The 25106-nt window shown below is 71.1% G+C and carries 19 protein-coding genes and 1 tRNA gene; 3 read left to right on the forward strand and 17 right to left on the reverse strand.

The window, feature by feature from the left end:
• The first annotated feature begins 87 nt into the window (after window positions 1–87).
• On the forward strand, window positions 88–1593 hold the full coding sequence (locus ABEA42_RS16405; protein ID WP_345504946.1) for an MFS transporter: 1506 nt from the start codon (window positions 88–90) through the stop codon (window positions 1591–1593).
• A 156-nt stretch (window positions 1594–1749) separates the two neighbouring features.
• Here ABEA42_RS16405 and ABEA42_RS16410 read toward each other — a convergent pair whose 3' ends face one another.
• The 3 genes from ABEA42_RS16410 to polA form a co-directional block, all read right to left on the reverse strand.
• Window positions 1750–4455, reverse strand: a complete 2706-nt coding sequence (locus ABEA42_RS16410) for a hypothetical protein (RefSeq protein WP_345505049.1) — start codon at window positions 4453–4455, stop codon at window positions 1750–1752.
• Window positions 4455–5018, reverse strand: a complete 564-nt coding sequence (locus ABEA42_RS16415; RefSeq protein ID WP_345504947.1) for a hypothetical protein — start codon at window positions 5016–5018, stop codon at window positions 4455–4457. Before ABEA42_RS16415 ends, ABEA42_RS16410 begins: the two co-directional genes overlap by 1 nt.
• A 210-nt stretch (window positions 5019–5228) precedes the next feature.
• On the reverse strand, window positions 5229–7904 hold the full coding sequence (gene polA / locus ABEA42_RS16420) for a DNA polymerase I (protein WP_345504948.1): 2676 nt from the start codon (window positions 7902–7904) through the stop codon (window positions 5229–5231).
• A 19-nt stretch (window positions 7905–7923) separates the two neighbouring features.
• Between polA and ABEA42_RS16425 the strand changes: the two genes are divergently transcribed.
• Window positions 7924–8355 carry a PaaI family thioesterase gene (locus tag ABEA42_RS16425; RefSeq protein ID WP_425572101.1) on the forward strand — a complete coding sequence of 144 codons (432 nt, stop codon included), beginning with the start codon at window positions 7924–7926 and terminating at the stop codon, window positions 8353–8355.
• 12 nt (window positions 8356–8367) lie between these two features.
• Here ABEA42_RS16425 and ABEA42_RS16430 read toward each other — a convergent pair whose 3' ends face one another.
• The 3 genes from ABEA42_RS16430 to ABEA42_RS16440 all read right to left on the reverse strand — a co-directional run bounded on the left by ABEA42_RS16430 (window position 8368) and on the right by ABEA42_RS16440 (window position 10320).
• A complete protein-coding gene (locus ABEA42_RS16430) occupies window positions 8368–8922 on the reverse strand; it encodes a GNAT family N-acetyltransferase (protein ID WP_345504949.1) in 555 nt (184 codons plus the stop codon).
• 243 nt (window positions 8923–9165) lie between these two features.
• Entirely contained in the window at window positions 9166–9696 is a 531-nt protein-coding gene (locus ABEA42_RS16435; RefSeq protein ID WP_345504950.1) for a GNAT family N-acetyltransferase, read from the reverse strand.
• Window positions 9697–9699: 3 nt separating this feature from the next.
• Window positions 9700–10320 (reverse strand): ANTAR domain-containing response regulator, encoded by a 621-nt coding sequence (locus ABEA42_RS16440; RefSeq protein ID WP_345504951.1) that lies wholly within the window; start codon window positions 10318–10320, stop codon window positions 9700–9702.
• Between the two features lie 190 nt (window positions 10321–10510).
• Between ABEA42_RS16440 and ABEA42_RS16445 the strand changes: the two genes are divergently transcribed.
• Window positions 10511–11749: a S1C family serine protease gene (locus ABEA42_RS16445; RefSeq protein WP_345504952.1), complete on the forward strand. Its 1239-nt coding sequence runs from the start codon at window positions 10511–10513 to the stop codon at window positions 11747–11749.
• Between the two features lie 33 nt (window positions 11750–11782).
• Here the strand turns inward: ABEA42_RS16445 and ABEA42_RS16450 are convergent.
• The 11 genes from ABEA42_RS16450 to ABEA42_RS16500 all read right to left on the reverse strand — a co-directional run bounded on the left by ABEA42_RS16450 (window position 11783) and on the right by ABEA42_RS16500 (window position 25103).
• Window positions 11783–11865: transfer RNA gene (locus tag ABEA42_RS16450), tRNA-Leu, on the reverse strand.
• A 61-nt stretch (window positions 11866–11926) separates the two neighbouring features.
• Window positions 11927–13375, reverse strand: coding sequence for a pyruvate kinase (pyk, locus tag ABEA42_RS16455; protein WP_345504953.1), 1449 nt, complete (start codon window positions 13373–13375; stop codon window positions 11927–11929).
• 66 nt (window positions 13376–13441) lie between these two features.
• Window positions 13442–14896, reverse strand: a complete 1455-nt coding sequence (locus tag ABEA42_RS16460; protein WP_345504954.1) for a glutamate synthase subunit beta — start codon at window positions 14894–14896, stop codon at window positions 13442–13444.
• Window positions 14889–19433: a glutamate synthase large subunit gene (gltB, locus tag ABEA42_RS16465; RefSeq protein ID WP_345504955.1), complete on the reverse strand. Its 4545-nt coding sequence runs from the start codon at window positions 19431–19433 to the stop codon at window positions 14889–14891. Before gltB ends, ABEA42_RS16460 begins: the two co-directional genes overlap by 8 nt.
• 139 nt (window positions 19434–19572) lie before the next feature.
• Window positions 19573–20490 (reverse strand): prolipoprotein diacylglyceryl transferase, encoded by a 918-nt coding sequence (lgt, locus tag ABEA42_RS16470; RefSeq protein WP_345504956.1) that lies wholly within the window; start codon window positions 20488–20490, stop codon window positions 19573–19575.
• On the reverse strand, window positions 20487–21248 hold the full coding sequence (locus ABEA42_RS16475; protein WP_345504957.1) for a DsbA family protein: 762 nt from the start codon (window positions 21246–21248) through the stop codon (window positions 20487–20489). Before ABEA42_RS16475 ends, lgt begins: the two co-directional genes overlap by 4 nt.
• On the reverse strand, window positions 21245–21745 hold the full coding sequence (locus ABEA42_RS16480; RefSeq protein WP_345504958.1) for a MauE/DoxX family redox-associated membrane protein: 501 nt from the start codon (window positions 21743–21745) through the stop codon (window positions 21245–21247). The genes ABEA42_RS16475 and ABEA42_RS16480 overlap by 4 nt, the downstream gene beginning before the upstream one ends.
• Window position 21746: 1 nt before the next feature.
• A complete protein-coding gene (gene trpA / locus ABEA42_RS16485; RefSeq protein ID WP_345505051.1) occupies window positions 21747–22544 on the reverse strand; it encodes a tryptophan synthase subunit alpha in 798 nt (265 codons plus the stop codon).
• Window positions 22545–22546: 2 nt separating this feature from the next.
• The gene (gene trpB / locus ABEA42_RS16490) at window positions 22547–23818 is read right to left on the reverse strand and encodes a tryptophan synthase subunit beta (protein ID WP_345504959.1); all 1272 of its coding nucleotides are present in this window, start codon (window positions 23816–23818) and stop codon (window positions 22547–22549) included.
• Window positions 23815–24606, reverse strand: coding sequence for an indole-3-glycerol phosphate synthase TrpC (gene trpC, locus ABEA42_RS16495; protein ID WP_345504960.1), 792 nt, complete (start codon window positions 24604–24606; stop codon window positions 23815–23817). Before trpC ends, trpB begins: the two co-directional genes overlap by 4 nt.
• 38 nt (window positions 24607–24644) lie before the next feature.
• A complete protein-coding gene (locus tag ABEA42_RS16500; protein WP_345504961.1) occupies window positions 24645–25103 on the reverse strand; it encodes a DUF2752 domain-containing protein in 459 nt (152 codons plus the stop codon).
• Window positions 25104–25106: the final 3 nt, after the last annotated feature.

Consider the following 25106-nt stretch of genomic DNA (forward strand, 5'->3'; position numbering starts at 1 on the left):
TGCGAGTTGTCCCGGTTGGTTCTAGCGTCGATGCGGCGCTCCACCTGACCGGTGGTGGCGCGACGTCGACTCAACGAGGAGGAACCTGTGGCGTCAGACGTCGAGACAGGACGCATCACCACCGACATCCCCGCGAGGCTGGACCGCCTCCCCTGGGCCCGGTGGCACTGGATGGTCGTCATCGGGCTGGGCACCGTGTGGATCCTCGACGGGCTCGAGGTCACCATCGTCGGGTCCATGTCCGAGGCCCTCAAGCCGGCGAACACCGGACTCGGCCTGAGCAGCTCCGACATCGGCCTCGCCGGTGCCGTCTACGTGGCCGGCGCGTGCCTGGGAGCACTGCTCTTCGGGCAGCTCACGGACCGCTTCGGTCGCAAGAAGCTCTTCCTGCTGACCCTGGGCGTCTACATCTTCGCCACGGTGCTCACGGCCTTCTCCCCCACGCCGCTGTGGTACTTCGTCGCCCGGTTCATCACCGGCATGGGCATCGGCGGGGAGTACGCCGCCATCAACTCGGCGATCGACGAGCTGATCCCCAAGAAGTACCGGGGCCGCGTCGACGTGGCCATCAACGGCTCCTTCTGGATCGGCGCCGCGATCGGCTCCCTCCTCACCATCCCGCTGCTCGACCCGAAGGTGCTCGACCCGGCACTCGGGTGGCGCCTGGCCTTCGGCCTCGGCGCGGTGCTCGCCGTCGGGATCCTCATCGTGCGACGCCACGTCCCCGAGAGCCCGCGGTGGCTCTTCATCCACGGCCGTGAGGAGGAGGGCGAGAAGATCGTCAAGGACATCGAGCACACCGTGCACGAGGAGTCCGGTCACGAGCTGCCCGCCGTCGGCGACGAGCCGATCACCATCCGCCAGCGCCGCACGATCTCCATCCCGGAGATCGCCAAGACCGTGTTCACGCTGTACCCGAAGCGCACCATCCTGTGCTTCGCCCTCTTCGTGGGCCAAGCCTTCCTCTACAACGCGTTCTTCTTCACCTACGGCGACAGCCTGACCACCTTCTTCGGGGTCAAGCAGACCGGGTGGTACATCGCGGTCTTCGCCGTGAGCAACTTCGCCGGTGCCCTGCTGCTCAGCCCACTGTTCGACTCCATCGGCCGGGTGCGCATGATCGCCGGCACCTACATCCTCTCCGGGGTGCTGCTGGCCATCGCGGGCTTCAGCCTCGGCGGCCTCAGCGCCGTGACCCTGACCGTCTTCGGCGTCGTGATCTTCTTCTTCGCCTCGGCCGGGGCCAGTGCCGCCTACCTCACCGCCAGCGAGGTGTTCCCGCTCGAGACGCGCGCCCTGTGCATCGCGTTCTTCTACGCCATCGGCACTGCTGCGGGTGGCATCAGCGGTCCCCTCCTGTTCGGCAAGCTCATCGACAACGCCTCCGCGTCCAAGGACATCACCGGACTCGCGGTCGGGTACTTCCTGGGCGCGGCCCTGATGGTCCTCGGCGGTCTCGCGGAGGCCTTCCTCGGCGTCAAGGCCGAGGGCCAGTCGTTGGAGAGCATCGCCCAGCCGCTGACCGCGGAGGAGGCCCACGAGGGCGGCAACGCCGAGACGGGGCGCACCCAGCCGTCGCCGTCGCCGGCCTGACGTAGCTCCGCCTCATCGGCGCCGCCTGACCCCCACGCAGGGGGTGGGCGGACCGGGAGACGAGGAGAGGGCGGTCCCGAACGGGACCGCCCTCTCTCGTGCGTTGCCTCAGCCTGTCAGGCCCTCAGCCCTCCAGGCCCTCGGCCCTGACCTGCGTCAGACGAACCGCCGGCGGAGGAAGGCGGCGCCGCCCGCGAGCCCGAACGCGGCAACCGCGCCGAGGCCGCGACCGACGTTGCGGCCACCCTCACCGTCGGCGCCGGCGAGCTCGTAGGAGTACGCCGTGTTGCCCACCGCGTCGGCCGGGGCGCCGTACGCCATGCCCTCGGTCTTGGCGCGCTCGGCGCCGGCCACGATGAGGGCGTACTTCTGGCCGTAGTCGGCAGCGGTCGACTTGCCGGCGGCGACGAGCTTCTTGGTGCCCTCGTCGGACAGCTTCTGCGCACCGTCCTTGAGCTTCGGGGCACCGCCCGCGGCCTGCTTCAGGCCGTCCGCGAGCTGGCTCGAACCGTCGGCTGCGTCGCCCAGACCACTGGAGAGCTGGTCCGCACCCGTACGGAGGTCACCCGCACCGGCGTCGAGCTTGCTCGCGCCCGCCCGAGCCGTCCCGGTCCCATCCGCGAGCTGCCCTGCGCCGTCCGAGAGCTGCTTGGCTCCGTCGTCGAGCTGACCCGCGCCTGCGGAGAGGTCACCGAGGCCCGAGTCGAGCTGCGCCGCGCCACCGGCGAGCTGGTCGGCACCGGCCGCCAGGTCGTCCGCTCCCGTGGACGCCTCACCGAGGACTCCGGAGAGGCTGTCCGCGATCCCGGCGACGAGCTGGTCGATGCCCGCCGCGACCAGGCCCTGGACCTGATTGATGCCGCAGGGGTTCTTGGTGTTGGTCGGGTCGTCCAGCTTGCAGTTCGGGTTGCTGATACCGAGCTTGACCTTGTCCAGCCCTCCGCTGATCTGGTCGAGGCCGTAGAGCAGCGTGCCGTCCGTGGACTTGTCACCCACACCGGCGACGAGCTCGTTCAGCGCGTACAGGGCGGTCTCACCCGGGACGTCACGCGAGCCGATGTTGTCGAGGATGGTCTTCAAGCCGTAGAGGGCGGTCTGGGCTGCAACATCCTGCGAGCCCAGGCCGGCGCGCAGCTTCGACAGGGTGACCTTCGCCTGAACAGCTTGCATAACCTTTGGGTCAGCCACCGTGGGAGCGATCACGGTGCACAAGTCCGTGAGACTGCTCGGAGTTGTGTTCTGGTTGTCGGGACATCCCAGGGCCCCCTGCAGAGCGATGATCGCCTGCTTGCCTCCAATGTCAGTCGGGGAGGCAGGTGGGGCAGCGTGATCAAGGTTGTAGAGGATGGCGGTAAGGGCCTGCTTGGCGCCCGGAGCCGTCTGGCTGTTCGTGTCGAGCTTGTCGAGGAGCTGGTTGAGGACCTGCTTGACGCCACCGGGGTCCGTCGGGCCGAGCGCGCCCTTGGGGTGGTCGAGACCGGCCGTCATCGTCCCGGCGCCGTCCTGCATCTGGGCGATGCCCCAAAGGATCGTGCCGGTCTGAGTTGCAGAACCGATGCCCTTCTGGACCGCGGTCAGCGCGTCCTTGAGTTGGGCGACGCCATCCGCGACGTCCGGGTTCTCCGGCAGCTTGGCGACGCCGTCCTGGATGAGGGCGAGGCCGTCGGCCAGCTGCGCCGACCCGTCGGCGACCTGGTTGGCGCCGCCGGCCACCTGCGCCGAGCCGTCCTTCGCCTGCGCGGCGCCCGACTTGAGCTGGCCCGCACCCCCGGAGAGTGCCTTCGAGCCGTCGGCCAGCTTCTTGGCCCCGTCGTCGAGCTGGCCCACGCCACCGCTGAGCTGGCTGGTGCCGTCCTTGAGCTGGCCTGCGCCGGCGGCCAGCGCCTTGGCGCCCGGGGCTGCCTGACCGGTGAGGCCGGTGTTGAGCTTGTCGGCCCCGTCGCGCAGCTTGATGAGCCCGGCGAGCAGGTCGCCGGCGCCGTCGCGCAGCTTGAGCAGGTTGGCGTCGATCTCGGTCGCACCCGCGGTGAGGGTCGAACCGGTCTCCGCGCCGCCCTTGTACGAGTCGGCACCGCCCTTGAACGACGGGCTGTCGAGGGGGCTCACGGGCAGGGCCGAGATGGAGGCCTTCGGCACGACGCCGTCGGTGATCTTCGCCTCGTAGCCGAAGGTGGCCTGCGGCTTCCCGATGGGCCCGAAGAGGGTCATGGTGAACGACATCTTCGTGCCGCCGCGGCCGTCACCGGCGATGTTGGCCTCGGCGGACTTGACGTCGGTGAAGGTCGAGGGGAGCACGGTGGACAGCGAGCCCACGATCGGGATCACGACCTCCTCGCTCGCCGACGTGGTCTTGCCGGTGCCGTCGTCGAAGGACACCGTCTGCGTCTGGCCCGTCATGTTGGTGACGGTGTACTGGACCTTGAGGATGCCGCTGCGGCCGACGACGTCGCCGGGCTTCACGGTCTTGCCGTCGAGCGTGTAGGTGACCTCGACCTTGAGCGGCAGCTTCTTGGTGTAGTCGCTGACCGAGCGCAGGCGCTTCTCGCCGTCGACGGTGTAGGTGCCGACCATGTTGCCGTTCTTGACCTGGAAGCCGCCGAAACCGTCGAGGTTGCGCAGCCCGTTGGTCTCGACCGGGTTGGACAGGTCGACCGTGCCCTTGCCCTGCATGGCCACCTGCTCGTAGACCCGCGAGGTGTCCACGTGTCCGCTGGCGTCGAGGTAGGCCTGGATGGTCTCGGTGTTGGAGACCAGCACGTCACCGGACGAGGCGGCGAACGCGGGCTGACAGGCGAGCACCAGGGCAGCGGGCACCGCGAAGAACGCAGCTCCGGTGCCGACGATCGTCTTCTTCTTCAGCATCACTTGGTCTCCCCTGCGAAGAGGCCGTCGAGGCCTTCGGAGTCGTCACGTGCGGTGGTGGCGGCGGGCGCCGAGGCTCCCAGCCCCTCGGCGACCAGCGACGTGGCCAGGTAGCCGAGGGCCACGGCGAACAGCACGGTCGTCGCGGCCGTCGGGGCCTCCTTGAGGAACTGCGACGGGGCGTTGGTGTAGGTCTCCTCGTAGGCACCGACGATCGCTGCCGCACCCAGCAGGCCGCTCCACAGCGGGAGGCGTCCAGCGCTCACCGAGCACGCGACGGCGACCAGCGCCACGACGAGGAAGGCCGCCACGGCGCGTCCGGCGGCCGAGTCGGGCAGCAGCGCAGCGCGCAGTGCGAAGCCGATCCAGGCCAGGACGAAGCCGACGGCGAAGCCGCCCAGCCTGCCCAGGGCGTGGGGGTGCGGCACCAGGCCGAGCACACCGCCGAGGGCGGCCCCCATCAGTGCCACGTGCTGGAGGTCGAGCCCGAAGAGCTCCCCCAGACCGATGATCAGGGCCGCAAACACGGCCAGCACAAGCCCGGCGATCAGGCTCCGTCGCATGTCCACCTCACAGTAAAAGCACCCGGCGTCCGTTGGCGGGTGCGAATGGTTACCGAAGAGTAGACGGGACGGTTGGCCACAGGTGGTGCATTCGCGAAATTCCTGTATGGCGCGTCGGCGCCGCCCCCGGGACGGAAACAGCCTCCCTGCCCGCGCCGGCCGCCCCCCAGCGGTGCCTCAGCGACCGTTCAGCGCCCCCTCAGGGTCCCGTCAGTGGGCGGCGTCGTGCCAGGACCGGCCGACCCCGACGCTGACCTCCAGCGGCACGTCCATCTCGACCGCGCCGCCCATCTCCCGGCGCACCAGGGCCTCGACGTCGGCGGCCTCCCCCGGGGCGACCTCCAGGACGAGCTCGTCGTGGACCTGGAGCAGCTGCCGGGACCTGGCCCCTGCCTCGGCCAGGGCGCGGTCCACGCGCAGCATGGCGATCTTGATGATGTCGGCGGCCGAGCCCTGGATCGGGGCGTTGAGCGCCATCCGCTCCGCCATCTCGCGCCGCTGGCGGTTGTCGGACGTCAGGTCGGGCAGGTAGCGCCGCCGGCCGAGCATGGTCTGGGTGTAGCCGGTGCCGCGTGCCTCGGCCACCACCTCCGTGAGGTAGTCGCGGACGCCACCGAAGCGCGCGAAGTACTCGTCCATGAGCCCCTGCGCCTCGCCCGTGGAGATGGTGAGCTGCTTGGACAGCCCGAAGGCCGACAGGCCGTAGGCGAGCCCGTAGGACATCGCCTTGACCTTGGAGCGCATGGCCGGCGTGACGTCCTGCGGCTCCACCGAGAACACCCGCGAGCCGACGAAGCGGTGCAGGTCCTCCCCCGTCCGGAACGCCTCGATGAGGCCCTCGTCGCCCGACAGGTGGGCCATGATGCGCATCTCGATCTGGCTGTAGTCCGCGGACAGCAGCGACTCGTAGCCCTCACCCACGACGAACACCTCGCGGATGCGACGTCCGGCGTCGGTGCGGATCGGGATGTTCTGCAGGTTGGGGTCGGTGGACGAGAGCCGACCGGTCGCAGCGATGGTCTGCTGGTAGGTCGTGTGGATGCGGCCGTCACCGGCGACGGACTTCTGCAGGCCCTCGACCGTGACGCGCAGCCGCGAGGCGTCGCGGTGGCGCAGCAGCGCCTCGAGGAACGGGTGCTCGGTCTTGGTGAACAGGTCGGTCAGGGCGTCGGCGTCGGTGGTGTAGCCGGTCTTGGTGCGGCGCGTCTTGGGCAGGCCGAGGGTCTCGAAGAGCACGACCTGGAGCTGCTTGGGCGACCCGAGGTTGATCTGGTCGCCGCCGATGGCGTCGTAGGCGTCCTGCTGGGCCTCGCGCACCTTGGCGGCGAAGTCCTTCTCGAGCTCGTCCATGACAGCGGTGTCGGCGGCGATGCCGGTGCGCTCCATCTCCGCGAGGACCCGCTCGAGCGGCAGCTCCACGTCACGCTGCAGCTCGGTGCCGCCGGTGGCCTCGAGCTGCTCCTCCAGGGCCGCCCCCAGGTCGAGCACTGCCCGCGCCCGGATCATCGCCTCACGAGCCACGGCGTCGTCGTCGGCGGCGAAGTCGAGCAGCCCCTGGCCGGAGTCGGGGGTCTCGGCCCGCAGCTCCCGGCCGAGGTTGCGCAGCACGAGGTCGCCGAGGTCGTACGAGCGCTGGTCGGGGCGCACGAGGTAGGCGGCGAGGGCGGTGTCCATGACGACCCCGCGCAGCTCGAGGCCGCGCTCGGCGAGGGCCTGCAGCTGCCACTTGGCGTCGTGCAGGATCTTGGGTGCGTCGGGGTCGGCGAGCCAGGCGGCGAGCGCCGCCTCGGTCGCCGGGTCGGCGGTCGTGAGGTCGAGGTACCCGGCAGGCCCCTCGCCCGGGGCCACCGCGACGGCCAGTGCCTCCCCCGCACCTGCCCGGTAGTGACCGGTGACCGCGAGCCCGGCGGGCAGCCGCTTCCCGTGGACGCCGTCGCCGAAGAAGGCTGCACCGGTGTCGGCGTCGAGCACGCTGCCCTCGACCTCGAACCCGTGGTCGGCCTCCTCCTGCGGGGCCTCGAGGTACTCGAACAGCCGGTCGCGCAGCACCCTGAACTCGAGGCTGTCGAAGACGGTGTGCACCTGCTCGCGGTCCCAGTTCTGCCGGGCGAGCTCGTCGATGGTCACCGGGAGCTCGAGGTCGCGAAGCAGGTGGTTGAGGCGGCGGTTGCGCAGCACGCCGTTGAGGTGCTCGCGCAGCGACTCCCCCGCCTTGCCCTTGATCTCCCCGGCGTGGGCCACGACGCCCTGCAGGTCGCCGTAGAGGCCGAGCCACTTGGCGGCCGTCTTCGGGCCGACACCCGGCACGCCGGGGAGGTTGTCGCTGGTCTCACCGACGAGCGCAGCGAGGTCGCTGTAGCGCTCGGGCGCGACGAGGTACTTCTCCTCCACGGCCTTGGGGTCCATGCGCCAGACCTCGGACACCCCGCGCACGGGGTAGAGCAGCGTGACCTTGTCGGAGACGAGCTGGAAGGCGTCGCGGTCGCCCGTGCAGATGACGACGTCCATGCCCTGCGCGGTGGCCTGGGTGGTCAGCGTGGCGATGACGTCGTCGGCCTCGAAACCGTCGAGCTGCACGTGGCGGATCTTGAGGGCGTCGAGCACCTCGCGGACGAGGGCGACCTGGCCTTGGAACTCGCTCGGCGTGGCCGACCGCGTTGCCTTGTAGTCGGCGTACTCCTCGCTGCGGAACGTCTTGCGGCTGACGTCGAACGCCACGGCGACGTGTGTCGGCTGCTCGTCGCGCAGGACGTTGATGAGCATCGACGTGAAGCCGTAGACGGCGTTGGTGTGCTGTCCGGTGCTCGTCGAGAAGTTCTCGACGGGCAGCGCGAAGAACGCCCGGTAGGCAAGGGAATGACCGTCGAGGAGGAGGAGTCGACTCACGCATGGCAGCCTATTGCCCGTGACCGACACCAACGACTTCGCCTCGACCCTGCAGGCCATCGCGGACCTGAACCCCGACTCGCTGCTGCACCGCATGCACATCGAGGTGCTCGAGGGGACGCCGGAGCGTGTCGTCGGCCGCATGCCCGTGGAGGGCAACACCCAGCCCTACGGCCTCCTGCACGGTGGGGCCTCGGTCGTGCTGGCCGAGTCGCTGGGCTCCATCGGCGCGGCCCTGCACGCAGGTCCCTCCCGCATCGCCGTCGGCCTCGACATCAACGCCACGCACCACAGGGCGGCCCGCTCCGGGTACGTCACGGGCACGGCGACCGCGCTGTCGCTGGGGGGCACCCTGGCGAGCTACGAGGTCGTCATCACCGACGAGGAGGACCGGCGCGTCTGCACGTGCCGGATCACCTGCCTGATCCGCGACGCCGCTCCGGGCGCCTGAGGTCGTCGGCCGTCAGCCCGCGAGGCGGTTGGCCGACGCGGCAGCACGCGCCCGCAGCGAGCGGCGGCGGTGCAGCAGGGCGTCCAGGCTGTGCTGGCGCTGCTCGTCGGCGGCCCCGAGCCTGCGGCGCAGGGCCGAGACCGTCGTGATGCGACGGACCACCTGCGAGCTGAAGCCGAGGCGGGCGAAGAAGCGGTTGGCGTCGCGGTCCTGGGCCGGCACGTTGCAGCCGATCTGGTCGCAGCCGCGCGAGTCGGCATACAGGCTCACCGCGCCCATGAGCTGCTTGGCGACGCCGTGCTTGCGGGCCTCGGGCACGACGTAGAGCTGGTCGATGGTCACGCAGGGCGCCTCGGTGAGTGCCGAGAACGGGCTCGTGGCCGCGACGGCGAAGCCCACGGGGCGGCCGTCGGCCACGGCGATGTAGGCCCGCACGTCCTCACGCGTCAGCGCGGCGGCGACACGGCCCTCGGACGCGGCCCGGGCGGCGACCTCGGGGCTGGCCCCGGCCTCGACCCGGGAGGACATCCACAGCTCGGTGAAGGAGCGCTGCTCGTCGTCACGCACACGTCGGACACTGATCGCGGGACGGCTCACCGGTTCCTCCATCGTCGACGGTATGACTCCTGTGTGCGCGGCTCCCCCGAAGACCGCCGGCGGGTTTCGCAACCCGCCAGACGTAGGACTCTAGGGCCATCGCCGCGAGTTCGTGAAGACTTCAACAAGACTCGCCTCCCGATGTGAATGGGCTTGCCTGCGACAGCCCGTGTTTCGGCCCGACGAGCAGTGCCGCGGGGGTGCCGGCAGCGGTCACAGCCCCTGCTCGTAGACGTAGTCGTCCTCGTAGCGGTCGCCCACCAGGAAGCGCTTGGTGCCCACCCGTTCGAAGCCGCTCTTGGTGTAGAAGCGCTGAGCCCGGGCGTTGAGCTGGTTGACCCCGAGCCACGCCCCGAGGGAGCCCCGGCGGCGGGCGGCGTCGAGGCAGGCCTGCATGAGCAGGTGGCTGGTGCCGGCGCCGTGCCGGTCCGGCAGCACGTAGATCTTGCTCAGCTCGGACGTGGGGTGGTGGCGCACCGCGGCGCGCACGTCCGGGTCGGCGGGCTCCCCCGTCACGAGCATGGCGTACCCGGTGGCCTCACCGGCGTCCTCGGCGAGGAAGAGGTCGCGCTGCGGGTCGGCGAGGTAGCCCTCGAAGCACTCCTGCGACAGGACCGTCGCGATGAACCTCTCGATCGAGGCCTGGGTGGTGTGCGGCGGGCACGCCAGAGCGAACGTCGCCGCGGCCACGCGGGCCAGCGTTGATGCGTCGGCCGCAGTGGCCGACCGCACCTGCACCGTCACCGCTCAGGCCTTGTCCATGCCGCTGACGACCGCGTCGGCGACCTCGCGCATACCCAGCCGGCGGTCCATGGCCGTCTTCTGGATCCAGCGGAACGCCTCGGCCTCGGACACCTTGAGCTTCTTCATGAGGATGCCCTTGGCCCGGTCGACGGCCTTGCGCGTCTCCAGGCGCTCACCGAGGTCGGCGATCTCGCTCTCGAGCGCCTTGACCTCGGTCCAGCGGTGCCGGGCGATGTCGATGGCAGGGGCGAGGTCGGAGGCGGTGAACGGCTTGACGATGTAGGCCATCACGCCGGCGTCGCGGGCGCGCTCGACGAGCTCGGTCTGGCTGAACGCCGTGAGCATGACGACCGGGCAGATCTTCGCGGCGCCGATCTCCTCGGCGGCGGTGATGCCGTCCATGACGGGCATCTTCACGTCCATGATGACGAGGTCGGGGGTGAGCTCCTTGGCCATCTCCACGGCCTGCTCGCCGTTGCTCGCCTGGCCGACCACCTCGTACCCCGCCTCGGCGAGCATCTCCGCGAGGTCGAGCCGGATGAGGGCCTCGTCCTCGGCGACGAGGATGCGGGTCGACTTCGTGGTCGGCGTCTGCGCTTCGGTCTGGCTCACGGTGACGAGCATAGGAGACGCACGTTAACGGGACGTTGCCCGGTCGGGCGCCGTCCTCGTGCACTCGCGGGTCGGGGCCCGCGGGGTGGCGCACTTCCGGCGAACGACGTACCTGACCTGCGGGAAACAGCCGATTCGGTGGTGGTGGCCCCGTGGGACGGTGCGTGGGTCCGGTCAGTGACGTTCTCATCGGGGGTCGAACATGCGACATGGACTCGGGGTGGTGCTGCCCGTCGCGGTGCTGGCGTCGCTCGCTGCATGCTCCGCCGGCACTGCGGACCACGGGACGACCACGGTCACGGTCACCCAGGGCCCACCGACGACCTCCACCGTCACCCCGTCCACGCCGACGACCAGCACCAGCGTCGCCACCTCGCCCAGCAGCCAGCCCCCGACGCTGAAGTCGGCCTTCGCACGGGTGCGGAGCGGGGTGGTGCGGATGGAGGTCGCGACCTGCGAGGGCGCGAGCCAGGGATCAGGGTTCGTCGTCGGGGAGCGGCTGGTCGCGACGGTCGCCCACGTCGTCGAGGGCGCCCAGGTCGTGCGGGTGATCGACGGCAGCATGTCCACGTCCGGCACGGTCATCGGACTCGACGCCCAGGCTGACGTCGCCCTGGTACGGACCTCGGTCGACGTGCCGGGGAAGCCGCTGTCATGGTCCTCGGACAGCCCTGAGGTCGGCGACGAAGTGGCCGCCCTGGGCTTCACCCGCGGCGAGCCGCTGTCCTTCAAGCCGGGATCGGTCAACAGCCTGGACCGGAAGCAGACCATCGAGGGCGTCACCAGGCACGGCCTGCTGGAGCTCGACTTCGCCGCCAACCACGGCAACAGCGGCGGGCCCGTGATCAACGCCCGGGGCCAGGTCGTCGGCCTGGTGGACGCGCAGACGGACTACGTGAACGACCAGGGGGCCAAGTCGGGAGAACAGCAGGGTGACCGGCTCGCGGTCGCTGCCGCGACTGCGCAGGAGAGCGTCGACCGGTGGACGTCGAGCCCCCGGTCGACCACGCCCCCGGACTGCTCGGACGTCACCGGACCCGACGGCGAGCAGATGCCCGCGGACCAGTACCCCCAGGACATCGCCCAGCAGGCGTTCCAGACCCTGCGGATCTACTTCGCGTCCGTCAACAACGGCGACTACCCGACTGCCCTGGCCCAGCTGGCCCACCCGGTGTCCGTGGAGGAGTTCGCCAAGCGGGTTAAGAGTGCCGACGACACCGACTTCGAGGTCGGAGACGTCTCCCTGGACGCGGCCGGGGAACCGGTGGTCTGGCTGAGGTTCCAGAGCCAGCAGGATGCAGGGGACGGCCCGGCGGACCGGCCGGAGGAGACGTGCACGAGGTGGTCTCTGGACTACCGGTTCAGCAAGGTCAACGGACTCTGGCTGATCGACCGGGCACGCGCCCACGACCACGAGCCAGCCGACCAGCCCTGCAGCTGACCGGTCCTGCGGGGCAGGTGGTCCCCGAAGCGGTGCCGAAGATGGGACTCGAACCCACACGCCCTTGCGAGCAGAGCATTTTGAGTGCTCCGTGTCTGCCATTCCACCACTTCGGCGCACGCGCCGGACGGGCCGGCGGACGGTGCGGGACGAGCATACAAGCGCCGGTGGGTCGGCTCAGTCGAGGTCCTCGTAGGCGGGGGCCACCTTGTTGACGGCGTCACCCATCTTGTGGACCCGCAGCGCGTTGGTGGACCCGGGGATGCCGGGCGGCGAACCCGCGACGATGACCACGAGGTCGCCCTCCTTGACCCGGCCGGAGGCGAGCAGCGACTTGTCGACCTGCTGGGCCATCTGGTCGGTGTGCCGCGCCATCGGCACGAGGAAGGTCTCGATGCCCCAGGCCAGGGCCAGCCGCGAGCGCGTGTGCGGCTCGGGCGTGAACGCCAGCATGGGGATCCGCGGCCGGATGCGGGACATGCGCTTGGCCGTGTCACCGGACTGGCTGAAGGTGATGAGGTACTTGGCGCCCAGCAGCTCACCGATCTCGACGGCCGCCGCGGACACGGCGCCACCCATGGTGTGGGGCTTGGTGCCGAGCGGGCGGATGCGGTCGAGGCCGTGCTCCTCGGTGCTCTCGATGATCCGGGCCATGGTCTCGACGGCCCTGATGGGGTACGCGCCCACGCTGGTCTCCCCCGACAGCATCAGTGCGTCGGCCCCGTCGAGCACCGCGTTGGCGGCGTCGGAGGCCTCGGCGCGCGTCGGGCGCGGGTTCTCGATCATCGACTCGAGCACCTGCGTCGCGACGATGACGGGCTTGGCGTTGGCGCGCGCGATCTCGATCGCGCGCTTCTGGACCAGCGGCACCTCCTCGAGGGGCAGCTCCACCCCGAGGTCGCCGCGGGCCACCATGACACCGTCGAAGGCGCCGATGATCTCGACGAGGTTCTCGACGGCCTGCGGCTTCTCGATCTTGGCGATGACGGGCAGCCGGACGCCGACCTCGTCCATGACCTCGTAGACGTCGTCGAGGTCCTTGGCCGAACGGACGAACGACAGGGCGATCATGTCGGCGCGCAGCCGCAGGGCCCAGCGCAGGTCCTGCTTGTCCTTCTCGGACAGCGCCGGCACGGAGACCGCGACGCCGGGCAGGTTGATGCCCTTGTTGTTGGAGACCGTGCCGCCAACCGTGACCTTGCAGCGCACGTCGGTGTCGGTGACCTCGACCGCCTCCAGGGCGACCTTGCCGTCGTCGATGAGGAGGGCGTCGCCGGGCCGGACGTCACCGGGCAGGCCCTTGTAGGTGGTGCCCACCTCGGTGGCGGACCCGTCGACCTCGCGCGTGGTGATGGTGAACTCGGCGCCGTTGACGAGCTCCACCGGGCCGTCCTTGAACCGGGCGGTGCGGATCTTGGGGCCTTGCAGGTCGACGAGGATGCCGACCGCGTGGCCGGTCTCGTCGCTCGCCGCACGGATGGACCGGTAGATCTCCTCGTGCACGGGGTACTCGCCGTGGGAGAGGTTGAGCCGGGCGACATCCATCCCTGCGACGACGAGCTCACGGATGCGCTCGGGGCTGGAGACAGCCGGGCCGAGCGTGCAGACGATCTTGGCGCGACGCATGTCGTCGAGCCTATCGCCCGGGCTCACACCGACGTGACGGCGGTCACCCTGCGGACACGGTGCGGCTCAGACGACGAGGGGGCGGTCGTTAGGGTTGATGGGGCGCGGCAGGGCGGTCTCACCGGTGAGGTAGCGGTCGACCCCCGCGGCCGCGGAACGGCCCTCGGCGATGGCCCACACGATGAGCGACTGGCCACGGCCGGCGTCACCGGCCACGAACACCCCGGGCACGCTCGACATGTAGTCGCGGTCGCGCCGGACGTTGGAGCGCTCGTCGAGCTCGACCTCGAGCTGCTCCACGACCCCCAGCTTCTCCGGGCCGAGGAACCCCATGGCGAGCAGGACGAGCTGCGCCGGGAGGACGCGCTCGGTGCCCTCGACCTCGTCGAACCCGGTGTCACCGCGCTTGACGTCGACGACGCGGATGCCGCTGACCTTGCCGTCCTCGCCGAGGATCTCCTTGGTGGACACGGCATACAGACGCTCGCCGCCCTCCTCGTGGGCGGAGGCGACGCGGAAGAGCATGGGGTAGGTCGGCCACGGCTGGCCGGCGACACGCTCCTCACCCGGCTGGGGCATGATCTCCAGGCTCGTGACGGACCTCGCCCCCTGACGGTGGGAGGTGCCGATGCAGTCGGCGCCGGTGTCGCCACCGCCGATGACGATGACGTCCTTGCCCTCGGCGGTCACCTGGCCCTCGACGGCCTCGCCGAGCGCCGCGCGGTTGGCGGGGGGCAGGAAGTCCATCGCCTGCATGACGCCGTCGAGCTCTCGCCCGGGCACCGGCAGGTCGCGGGGCACGGTCGCCCCGATCGCCAGCACCACCGCGTCGTAGCGGTCGCGCAGCTGGCGGCCGGTGACGTCCTCGCCGACGGCGACGCCGCTGCGGAAGCGGGTGCCCTCAGCCTCCATCTGGGCGATGCGCCGGTCGAGGACCGACTTCTCCATCTTGAACTCGGGGATGCCGTAGCGCAGCAGGCCGCCCGGCTTGTCGGCGCGCTCGTAGACGGCGACGGTGTGACCCGCTCGGGTCAGCTGCTGGGCGGCGGCAAGGCCCGCGGGCCCGGAGCCGACGACCGCCACGGTCTTGCCCGAGAGCCGCTCGGGAGCCTGCGGCTGCACGTACCCGGCGTCGAAGGCACGGTCGATGGTGGTGACCTCGACCTGCTTGATCGTCACGGCCGGCTGGTTGATGCCGAGCACGCACGCGGTCTCGCAGGGCGCCGGGCACAGGCGACCCGTGAACTCCGGGAAGTTGTTGGTGGCGTGCAGGCGCTCGATGGCCTCCCGCCAGTCGCCCTTCCAGGCCAGGTCGTTCCACTCCGGGATGAGGTTGCCCAACGGACAACCGCTGTGGCAGAACGGGATCCCGCAGTCCATGCAGCGACTGGCCTGTCGCTGGAGCTGCCCGAGCTCCTGCTCCTCGTAGACCTCTTTCCAGTCCTTGATGCGGACGGGCACGGGTCGCCGGGTCGGCAGCTCTCGCTCGCGCGTCTTGAGAAAGCCCTGGGGGTCAGCCACGGGAAGCCTCCATGATCCGCTCCCACACCTCGGAGCCGTTGATGTCGAGTCCCTCCGCCTCGGCGGCGGCACGCACGTCGAGGACGCGCTGGTAGTCACGCGGCAGGACCAGGGTGAACCGTGTGCGTGCCGTGTCCCAGTCCTCGAGGAGCTGGGCCGCGACGGCCGACTCGGTCCACTCGACGTGCCTGCCGAGAAGCTCGCGGACCACGGTCTCGTCGTCGGGCCGCAGGGGCGAGAGGTCGACGAGCTCGCGGTTGACGCGGTCGGCGGCGAGGTCGAGCACGTAGGCCACTCCCCCGGACATGCCGGCCGCGAAGTTGCGGCCCGTAGAGCCGAGGACGAGGACGGTCCCACCGGTCATGTACTCGCAGCCGTGGTCGCCGACTCCCTCGACGACAGCGGCCGCACCGGAGTTGCGGACGGCGAAGCGCTCGCCGACCTTGCCGCGCAGGAAGAGCTCACCGGAGGTGGCGCCGTAGCCGATGACGTTGCCGGCGATGACGTTCTGCTCCGCCTGCAGCGGGGCGGCGCGGTCCGGGCGGACCACCACCCGGCCACCGGACAGGCCCTTGCCGACGTAGTCGTTGGCGTCGCCGAACAGGCGCAGGGTCACCCCGCGTGGCAGGAACGCCCCGAGCGACTGGCCGGCGGAGCCGCGCAGCGTGAGGTCGATCGTGTTGTCCGGCAGGCCTTCGGGGTGGGCCTTGGTCACCTCGTGGCCGAGCAGGGTCCCGATGGTGCGGTTGACGTTGCGCACGGCCACCTCACCGGTGACCGGGGTGCCGTCGTTGATGGCCTCGCGGGCGATCGCGATGAGGTGGTGGTCCAGGGCCTTCTCCAAGCCGTGGTCCTGGGTCGTGGTGTTGCGGCGGGGCGAGCCGTCGGGGCTCTGCACGTCGGCGAAGATCGGGCTCAGGTCGAGCCCGGCCGCCTTCCAGTGGGCCACGGCCTTGGTGGCGTCGATGGCCGAGACCTGGCCGACCGCCTCCTCGACCGAGCGGAAGCCCAGGGCGGCGAGGTGCTCGCGGACCTCCTGCGCGATGTACTCGAAGAACGTCTCGACGAACTCGGGCTTGCCGGAGAACCGCTTGCGCAGCTCGGGGTTCTGGGTGGCGATGCCGACCGGGCAGGTGTCGAGGTGGCAGACGCGCATCATCACGCACCCGCTGACGACCAGCGGCGCCGTGGCGAACCCGAACTCCTCCGCCCCCAGCAGCGCCGCGATGACGACGTCGCGACCGGTCTTCAGCTGGCCGTCGCACTGCACGACGATGCGGTCGCGCAGGTTGTTGAGCACCAGCGTCTGCTGGGTCTCGGCCAGGCCGATCTCCCAGGGGCCGCCGGCGTGCTTGAGCGAGGTCAGCGGTGAGGCACCGGTGCCGCCGTCGTGGCCGGAGATGAGCACGACGTCGGAGTGCGCCTTGGAGACACCCGCGGCGACCGTGCCGACCCCGATCTCGGAGACGAGCTTGACGTGGATCCGGGCCTCGGGGTTGGCGTTCTTGAGGTCGTGGATCAGCTGGGCGAGGTCCTCGATGGAGTAGATGTCGTGGTGCGGCGGCGGGCTGATGAGGCCGACGCCCGGCGTCGAGTGCCGGGTCTTGGCCACCCACGGGTAGACCTTGTGGCCGGGCAGCTGGCCGCCCTCGCCGGGCTTGGCGCCCTGGGCCATCTTGATCTGGATGTCGCCGGACTTGGTGAGGTAGAGCGAGGTCACGCCGAAGCGGCCCGACGCCACCTGCTTGATGACCGAGCGCCGCTCGGGGTCCATGAGGCGGTCGACGTCCTCGCCGCCCTCGCCGGTGTTGGAGCGCGCGCCGAGGCGGTTCATGGCGACGGCCAGCGTCTCGTGGGCCTCGAGGCTGATCGAGCCGTAGGACATCGCCCCCGTGTTGAACCGCTTGACGATCTCGCTGACCGGCTCGACCTCGTCGATCGAGATGGGCTCGCGCGGGTTGGCGCCCCCGAGCTCGAACAGGCCCCGCAGCGTCATCAGCCGCTCGGACTGCTCGTCCACGCGTTGGGTGTACTGCTTGAAGATGTCGTAGCGCCGCTGGCGGGTCGAGTGCTGCAGCCGGAAGACGGTGTCGGGGTCGAACAGGTGCGGCTCGCCCTCGCGCCTCCACTGGTACTCCCCACCCACGCCGAGCTTGCGGTGCGGGAGCCGCACGCCGTCCGGCGGGTAGGCCGCGGCGTGCCGGGCGGCCGTCTCGGCCGCGACGACGTCGAGGCCGATGCCTCCCAGCTGGCTCACCGTGCCGGTGAAGTAGCGGTCGACGAGCTCCTGGGACAGGCCGATGGCCTCGAAGACCTGCGCACCGCGGTAGGACGCCACCGTGGAGATGCCCATCTTCGACATCACCTTGAGGACACCCTTGCCGAGCGCCTTGATGAGGTTCTTGACCGCCTGCTCCGAGCTCACGCCCTCGATCGCGCCGGAGCGGACGAGGTCCTCCACCGACTCCATGGCGAGGTAGGGGTTGACGGCGGCGGCGCCGTACCCGATGAGCAGCGCGACGTGGTGCACCTCGCGCACGTCCCCGGCCTCGACCACGAGGCCGACCAGCGTGCGGGTCTTCTCGCGGATGAGGTGGTGGTGCACGGCGGAGGTGAGCAGCAGCGACGGGATGGGCGCGAAGTCGCGTCCGGAGTCGCGGTCGGACAGCACGACGAACCGGGCGCCGTCGGCGATCGCCTGCGACACCTCGGCGAAGATCTCCTCGAGGCGCGCCTGCATCGCGGCCGCGCCGCCGGTGACGTCGTAGAGGCCGCGCACGACGTGGGTGGCGTAGCCGGGGAGGTCGCCGTCGGCGTTGACGTGCACGATCTTGGCGAGCGCGTCGTTGTCGATGACGGGGAACGGCAGGACCACCTGGCGCGCGTGCGCCGGCGTCGCCGCGAGGGCGTTGCCCTCGGGGCCGATGACGGTACCGAGCGAGGTCACCAGCTCCTCGCGGATCGCGTCGAGCGGCGGGTTGGTCACCTGCGCGAAGAGCTGGGTGAAGTAGTCGAAGACCAGGCGGGGCCGGTCGGAGAGCACCGCGATCGGGGTGTCGGTGCCCATCGAGCCGAGCGCCTCTCCCCCGGTGCGGGCCATCGGCGTGAGCAGGATCTTGAGCTCCTCCTGCGTGTAGCCGAAGGTCTGCTGGCGTCGGGCGACGGAGGCGGCGGTGTGCACGACGTGCTCGCGCTCGGGCAGGTCGTCGAGGTGGATGAGCCCGGCGTGCAGCCACTCGTCGTAGGGGTGCTGCGCGGCCAGGGACGACTTCACCTCGTCGTCGCTGACGATCCGGCCGTGCTCGGTGTCCACGAGGAACATCCGGCCGGGCTGGAGGCGGCCCTTGCGGACGACGTGGGTCGGGTCGAGGTCGAGGACCCCGGCCTCGGAGGCGAGCACGACGAGGCCGTCGTCGGTCACCGAGTAGCGACCCGGGCGGAGGCCGTTGCGGTCGAGCACGGCGCCGATGAGGGAGCCGTCCGTGAACGTCACACAGGCCGGGCCGTCCCACGGCTCCATGAACGTCGAGTGGAACTCGTAGAACGCGCGCCGGGCGGGGTCCATCTCCTCGTGGTTCTCCCAGGCCTCCGGGATCATCATGAGGACGGCGTGCGGAAGCGACCGCCCGCCGAGGTGGAGCAGCTCCAGGGTCTCGTCGAACGACGCGGAGTCCGAGGCCTCGGGGGTGCAGATCGGGAACAGCCGCTCGAGGTCGCCGGGGATGACGTCGGAGACGAGCTGGCTCTCGCGGGCCCGCATCCAGTTGCGGTTGCCCTTGACGGTGTTGATCTCGCCGTTGTGGGCGATGAGCCGGTAGGGGTGGGCGAGCGGCCAGCTCGGGAAGGTGTTGGTGGAGAACCGGGAGTGCACGAGCGCGAGCTGGGTCGCGAACCTGCGGTCGGACAGGTCCGGGAAGAACGGCTCGAGCTGCCCGGTGGTCAGCATGCCCTTGTAGACGAGGGTGCGACACGACAGGGACGGGAAGTAGACCTCGGTCTCGCGCTCGGCCCGCTTGCGCAGGCAGAACGCGAGGCGGTCGAGACCGATGCCGACCATGCGCCCCGAGGCCGAGGCGACGAAGAGCTGGCGGAAGAACGGCATGCAGTCGCGGGCCGTCTGGCCGATGAGGTCGCTGCTCACGGGGACGTCGCGCCAGCCGAGGACGCGCAGGTTCTCCTCGGCGGCGATCGCCTCGATCCGCGCGACCGCCTCGGACCGCTCGGCCTCGTCGACGGGGAGGAAGGCAAGGCCGACGGCGTAGGCCCCGGCGACCGGCAGGTCGAAGTCGACCACCTCGCGCAGGAAGGCGTCCGGCACCTGGGTGAGGATCCCGGCCCCGTCGCCGACGAGCGGGTCGGCACCCGTGGCGCCACGGTGCTCGAGGTTGCGCAGCGCGGTGAGCGCGTGGTCGACGATGTCGTGACCGGCGCTTCCCCTCATCGTCGCCACGAGAGCCACGCCGCAGGCGTCGTGCTCGTGCTCACGGCGGTAGAGCCCGGTGTCGGCGGGCTGGGCGGAGAAGCGCGCAGGAGTCACGTTCGGGTCACCGTCCTAGAGGGGTCGTGGTGCGTCGGAGGTGACCTGGTGGACACCTCTGGACACGCGCGTGGACGGCCTTGGCCACGGCTGCGACGAGAATACCGGGAACCCCTCTCGTCCCAGAACGTGAGCCGAGCTATTCCGAATCGTGAGATACGGGCTCGGCCACCACGCGCTCGCGGCGCTCCGGGAGCGCCACCGGACGGTTCCTCCCCGCCCACACCAGGAACACCCCGAGCAGGAAGACCAGGATGCTCACCCAGACGTTCACGCGGACCCCGAGGATGTGGTTGGCCTCGTCGCTGCGCATGAGCTCGAAGACGATGCGCCCCACCGGGTAGCCCGCCACGTAGAGGCCGAACAGCTGCCCGCGGCGCAGACGCCTGCGGCGGTCGACCACGACGAGGAAGAGCGCGAGGAGCAGGCACCACAGCGACTCGTAGAGGAAGGTCGGGTGGAAGGTGCCGAGCACGACGGCCTTGCCGCTCGCGTCGCGCACCGCGTGGCCCGCCGCCTGGTCCCACTCGTGGATGGTCAGGCCCCAGGGAAGGTCGGTGCGCCCGCCGTAGAGCTCGTTGTTGAACCAGTTGCCCCAGCGGCCCAGCGCCTGGGCCACCGCCACGCCGGGCACGGCCGAGTCGACGAAGTCGTGGAACGACACCCCGTGCCGCCGCGCCCCGAGCCACGCACCGAGCGCGCCTAGCGAGATCGCCCCCCAGATGCCGAGGCCGCCCTGCCAGATGAACAGGGCGCGGACCGGGTGACCGCCCGCCCCGAAGTAGGGCTGGGGCGTGGTGATGACGTGGTAGAGCCGACCGCCGACGATGCCGAACGGCACGGCCCAGGCGGAGATGTCGACGGCCTTCTCGGCGGCGTGCCCACGGTCCACCAGCCGGCGCCCGGTGATCCAGACGGCGAGGACGATCCCGGCCAGGATGCACATGGCGTAGGCGCGCACCGGGAACGGGCCGAGGTGCCACACCCCCGACGTGGGGCTCGGGATCGTCAGCGGCACCGTGGCCGGCAGCGCGAGGACCGTCGTGGCGTCACTCACTTCGTGGCGGCCTTGACCTGCGCCGCGAGCGACTCGGCGGTGAAGCCCTGCAGGTTGAGGGTCTTGCCGTTGAGCTTGAGCGTCGGGGTGCCGTTGACGCCGTCCTTCTCGGACTGGGTCTGCACCGACACGACGTACTGGTTGTGGGCCTTGGTGTCGTAGCACTGCTGCCACGTCTGGAGGGCCGCCCCCGTGATTCCGGCCTTCTGCGCGAACGAGCGGAGGTCGGCGTCGGTGTAGCCGGCTCCCTCCTTGAGCGGCTGCCCGCCGAAGTTGGCCGAGTGGTAGGGCAGGAACTTGCCCTGGTCGGCGGCGCAGGCGGCTCCGTTGGCCGCGCGGATGCTGGAGTCGTTGCGCAGGTTGTCGTCGAGGAAGCTCAGCGTGTGGACCACGAGCCGGACCTGGTTCTTCTCGGCGAGGGACACGATGTCCGCGCCGAAGCGGTGCTCGAACTCCGCGCAGATCGGGCACTGGAAGTCCTCGTAGAGGTCCAGCGTGGGCACCGTGCTGGGGGCCTGCGGGTTGACCAGGATGCCGGCGCCCATGGCGGAGGCACCCTTGGGCAGCGACGACCCGCCGGCGGTGGTGGCCTGCTTCTTGTCCTGGCTCCCGAGGACCACGGCGGTGACCACCGCGGCGATGACCACCACCACGACCACGGCAGCGACCACGGCCCGGTTGGCACCGTTGCCGCCCGCTCGGCCCTTGGGCGTCGCCGCCTCGATCTTGGCCTTGCGGCTGGCGCTGCTGCTGGTCATGCGTGGACCCTCTCTTCGTAGCCTGCGGGGAACAGGAGCCGCTCCAGGGCCAGCGCCGTCGTCGGGCGCTTCACGAGCCACGCCGCACAGAGCAGCAGCCCGAGGTCGCGGGCGATCTCCTGGGGGTACTGCGTCTGGGCGGCCGCGATGGTTCCCCCCTTGCCGAAACAGCCGCAGTCGATGCTCAGGCCGCGGGCCCACGCCGAGGCGATCCCGGCGATGAACACGACCATGAGCACCCCGGAGACGAAGGCGCTGACCCGGGTGAACAGCCCCAGCACGAGCAGCACCCCGAGGGCGACCTCCAGGATGGGCAGGCCGTAGCCGATGACCCCGGCGAGGTCGTAGGGCAGGAGCTGGTAGGCGCGCACGGCACGGGCCGAGGTCTCGAGGTGCCCGACCTTCAACAGGCCCGCGACGAGGACGACGCCACCGAGCAGGAGCCGGGCCACCAGGCCCACGACGTCCCGGTGGCGCGGGTCGGGCAGGACGGCCACGTCAGCGACCGCTCCGGACGCCCTCGGCCAGGTCGGCGACGAGGGCACGCAGTGCGGTGAGGCCGGACTCGAGGTCGGGGGCCTCGGTGAGGCAGCGCACCAACGCGGAGCCGACGATGACACCGTCGGCGTAGGCCGCGACCTCGGCCGCCTGGGCCCCGTCGGAGACCCCGAGGCCGACGCAGACGGGTAGGTCGGTGACCGCCTTGGTGCGGCTCACGATGACCGAGGCGGCGTCGCCCATCGAGGTCCGTGCCCCCGTGACGCCCATGTGGGAGACGGCGTAGACGAAGCCGCGGCACTGGTCCGTCACCGCGGCGATGCGCTCGTCGGTCGAGCTCGGGGCGACCAGGAAGATGCGGTCGAGGCCGGTCTCGTCGCTGGCCGCGATCCAGTCGCCCGCCTCGTCGGGGATGAGGTCGGGGGTGATGATCCCGGCTCCCCCGGCCTCGGCGAGGTCGGTGGCGAACTGCTTCGCCCCGTGCCGCAGGATGAGGTTCCAGTAGGACATCACCAGCGGGGGTGCGCCCGCGTCACGGACCGCCCGGGTGGCACGGAAGGCGTCGTCGACCCGTACGCCGTGCTTGAGCGCCTGGTCGGCGGCGTAGGCGATGACGGGGCCGTCCATGAGCGGGTCGCTGTAGGGGATGCCCACCTCGACGATGTCTGCCCCGGCCTCGACCATGGCCACCATGGCGGCCACCGAGCCCTCGACGCTGGGGTAGCCGACAGGCAGGTAGCAGACGAGCGCCGCTCGGCCCTCCTCGCGGCAGCGCTGCAGGACCTCGCTGACACCGATGCTCACAGCTGGGTCCTCCCGTCGCCCTCGGCGCGTGGTTCGTCGGCGGTGCCGGAGGGGGTGGCCTCGCCGTCGAGGAGGCCGAAGTACTCCGCCGCCGTGTGCATGTCCTTGTCACCGCGGCCGGAGAGGTTGACCAGCAGGAGTGCGTCCGGCCCGAGCTCACGGCCGACCTCGAGCGCGCCGGCGAGCGCGTGCGCCGACTCGATGGCCGGGATGATGCCCTCGGTGCGGCAGAGCAGCTCGAACGCCTTCATCGCCTGGTCGTCGGTGGCGTAGCGGTACTCCGCCCTGCCGGAGTCGCGCAGGAACGCGTGCTCCGGCCCGACGCTGGGGTAGTCCAGCCCGGCGGAGATGGAGTGCGACTCCAGCGTCTGCCCGTCGTCGTCCTGCATGAGGTAGCTGAAGGTGCCGTGCAGCACCCCGGGCGAGCTCGCCGCGAAGCGGGCCGCGTGGCGGCCGCCCTCGACGCCCTCTCCCCCGGCCTCCACGCCGATGAGGCGCACGCCGGCGTCGTCGATGAACCGGTGGAAGATCCCCATCGCGTTGGAGCCCCCGCCGACGCAGGCGATGACGGCGTCGGGCAGGCGTCCGGCGAGGTCGAGCACCTGGCCGCGGGCCTCGACCCCGATGATGCGGTGGAAGTCGCGCACCATCTCGGGGAACGGGTGCGGTCCGGTGACGGTGCCGAGGATGTAGTGGGTGTCGGCGACGTTGGTCACCCAGTCGCGCAGGGCGTCGTTGATGGCGTCCTTGAGCGTGGCGCTGCCGGTGGGCACCGCCTTGACCTCCGCGCCCAGCATGCGCATTCGGGCGACGTTGAGCGCTTGCCGCTCGGTGTCGACCTTGCCCATGTAGATGACGCAGTCGAGCCCCATCAGGGCCGCAGCGGTGGCTGTGGCCACGCCGTGCTGCCCGGCGCCGGTCTCGGCGATGACCCGGGACTTGCCCATCCGCTTGGTCAGCAGCGCCTGGGCCAGCACGTTGTTGATCTTGTGGGACCCGGTGTGGTTGAGGTCCTCACGCTTGAGGACGATCCGCGCCCCGCCGGCGTGCGCCGCGAACCGCGGCACCTCGGTGATGATGCTCGGGCGCCCGGTGTAGGTGCGGTGCAGCAGCTCGAGCTCGCCGAGGAAGGCCGGGTCGACCATCGCCTTGCGGCGGGCCTCGTCGAGCTCCTCGAGGGCGGGGATGAGCGCCTCGGGGACGAACCGCCCGCCGAAGTCGCCGAAGCGCCCCGGCCGGGCCAGGGGTTCGGGGGTCAGGTCGGTCATGACTGGGCTCCCGCCGCGATGAGGTCGTGTGCTGCCCGGCGCGGTTCGGCACCGCGCACGAGGGCCTCGCCGACGAGTACGGCGTCGGCGCCCTCCCCCGCGTAGCGCGCGGCGTCCGCGGGCCCGGACACGCCGGACTCCGCCACCTTCACGCACGAGTCGGGGACGAAGGGGGCCAGGCTTCCGAAGGTGTCGGGGTCGACGGCCAGGGTCTTGAGGTTGCGGGCGTTGACGCCGATGACCGAGGCCCCAGCGTCCACGGCGCGGGCGGTCTCGGCCTCGTCGTGGACCTCGACGAGGGCGGTCATCCCGAGGTCACGGGCGAGCGCCTGCATGCGGACGAGGTCGTCCTGCTCCAGCGCCGCGACGATGAGCAGGATGATGTCGGCGCCGTGGGCGCGGGCCTCGAAGAGCTGGTAGTCCTCGACCATGAAGTCCTTGCGCAGCACGGGGATCCCCACTGCACGCCGCACCGCGTCGAGGTCGTCGAGCGAGCCACCGAAGCGGCGGCGCTCGGTGAGGACGCTCACCGCGGTGGCGCCACCGGCCTCGTAGTCCGCCGCGAGGGCGGCAGGGTCGGCGATCGCGGCGAGGGCGCCCTTGCTCGGGCTGGACCGCTTCACCTCGGCGATCAGGGACAGGCCGGGGCGTCGCAGCGCCGCCTCGGCGTCGAGCGGCGGTGCCGCCGCGCGGGCCAGCCGCTGGACCTCGGGCAGGGGTGTGGCCGCGACGGCGTCCGCGAGGTCCTCACGGACGCCCGCGACGATCTCGTCGAGCACGGTTGCCATGTCCCACAGGCTAACCAGCGACCGGGCCCGCGCTCCCGTCAGGGTCGGAGAACGGACAGCGGCGGCAGCAGTCGCAGCACCCCGAAGACGACCAGTCCGGCGGCCCAGACCGCGGCGACCACGGTGGCGTGGGCCGACAGCCAGGCAGTGGCGCAGGCGCCGGCACGACCTCCCCACCAGCGGTCGGCACGGGGGGCACCCACCCGCGAAGCCAGCCACGCGGCGTACGTGCCGACGCACAGTACCGCGGTGAGCACCGCCCAGGCGTTGCTCGAGAGGGCGGCCACCACGTCGCCGGTCATCAGGTCGTGCACCGCGCGGAGCCCGCCGCACCCGGGGCACGGGACACCGGTCAGGGCGAGGAAGGGACAACGAGGCCACGCCCCCGGCTGGTCCGGGTCGCGCAGGAGGAGGGCGGCGGCGAGGGCCACGCCGCCTGCGCCGACCAGCGCCGGCGCCCGCAGCGACGCGGTGCGAGAGGCGACCGCGACGCCCATGGC

The sequence above is a fragment of the Pedococcus ginsenosidimutans genome (assembly GCF_039544395.1).
In the GTDB taxonomy this organism is placed as follows: Bacteria; Actinomycetota; Actinomycetes; order Actinomycetales; family Dermatophilaceae; genus Pedococcus; species Pedococcus ginsenosidimutans.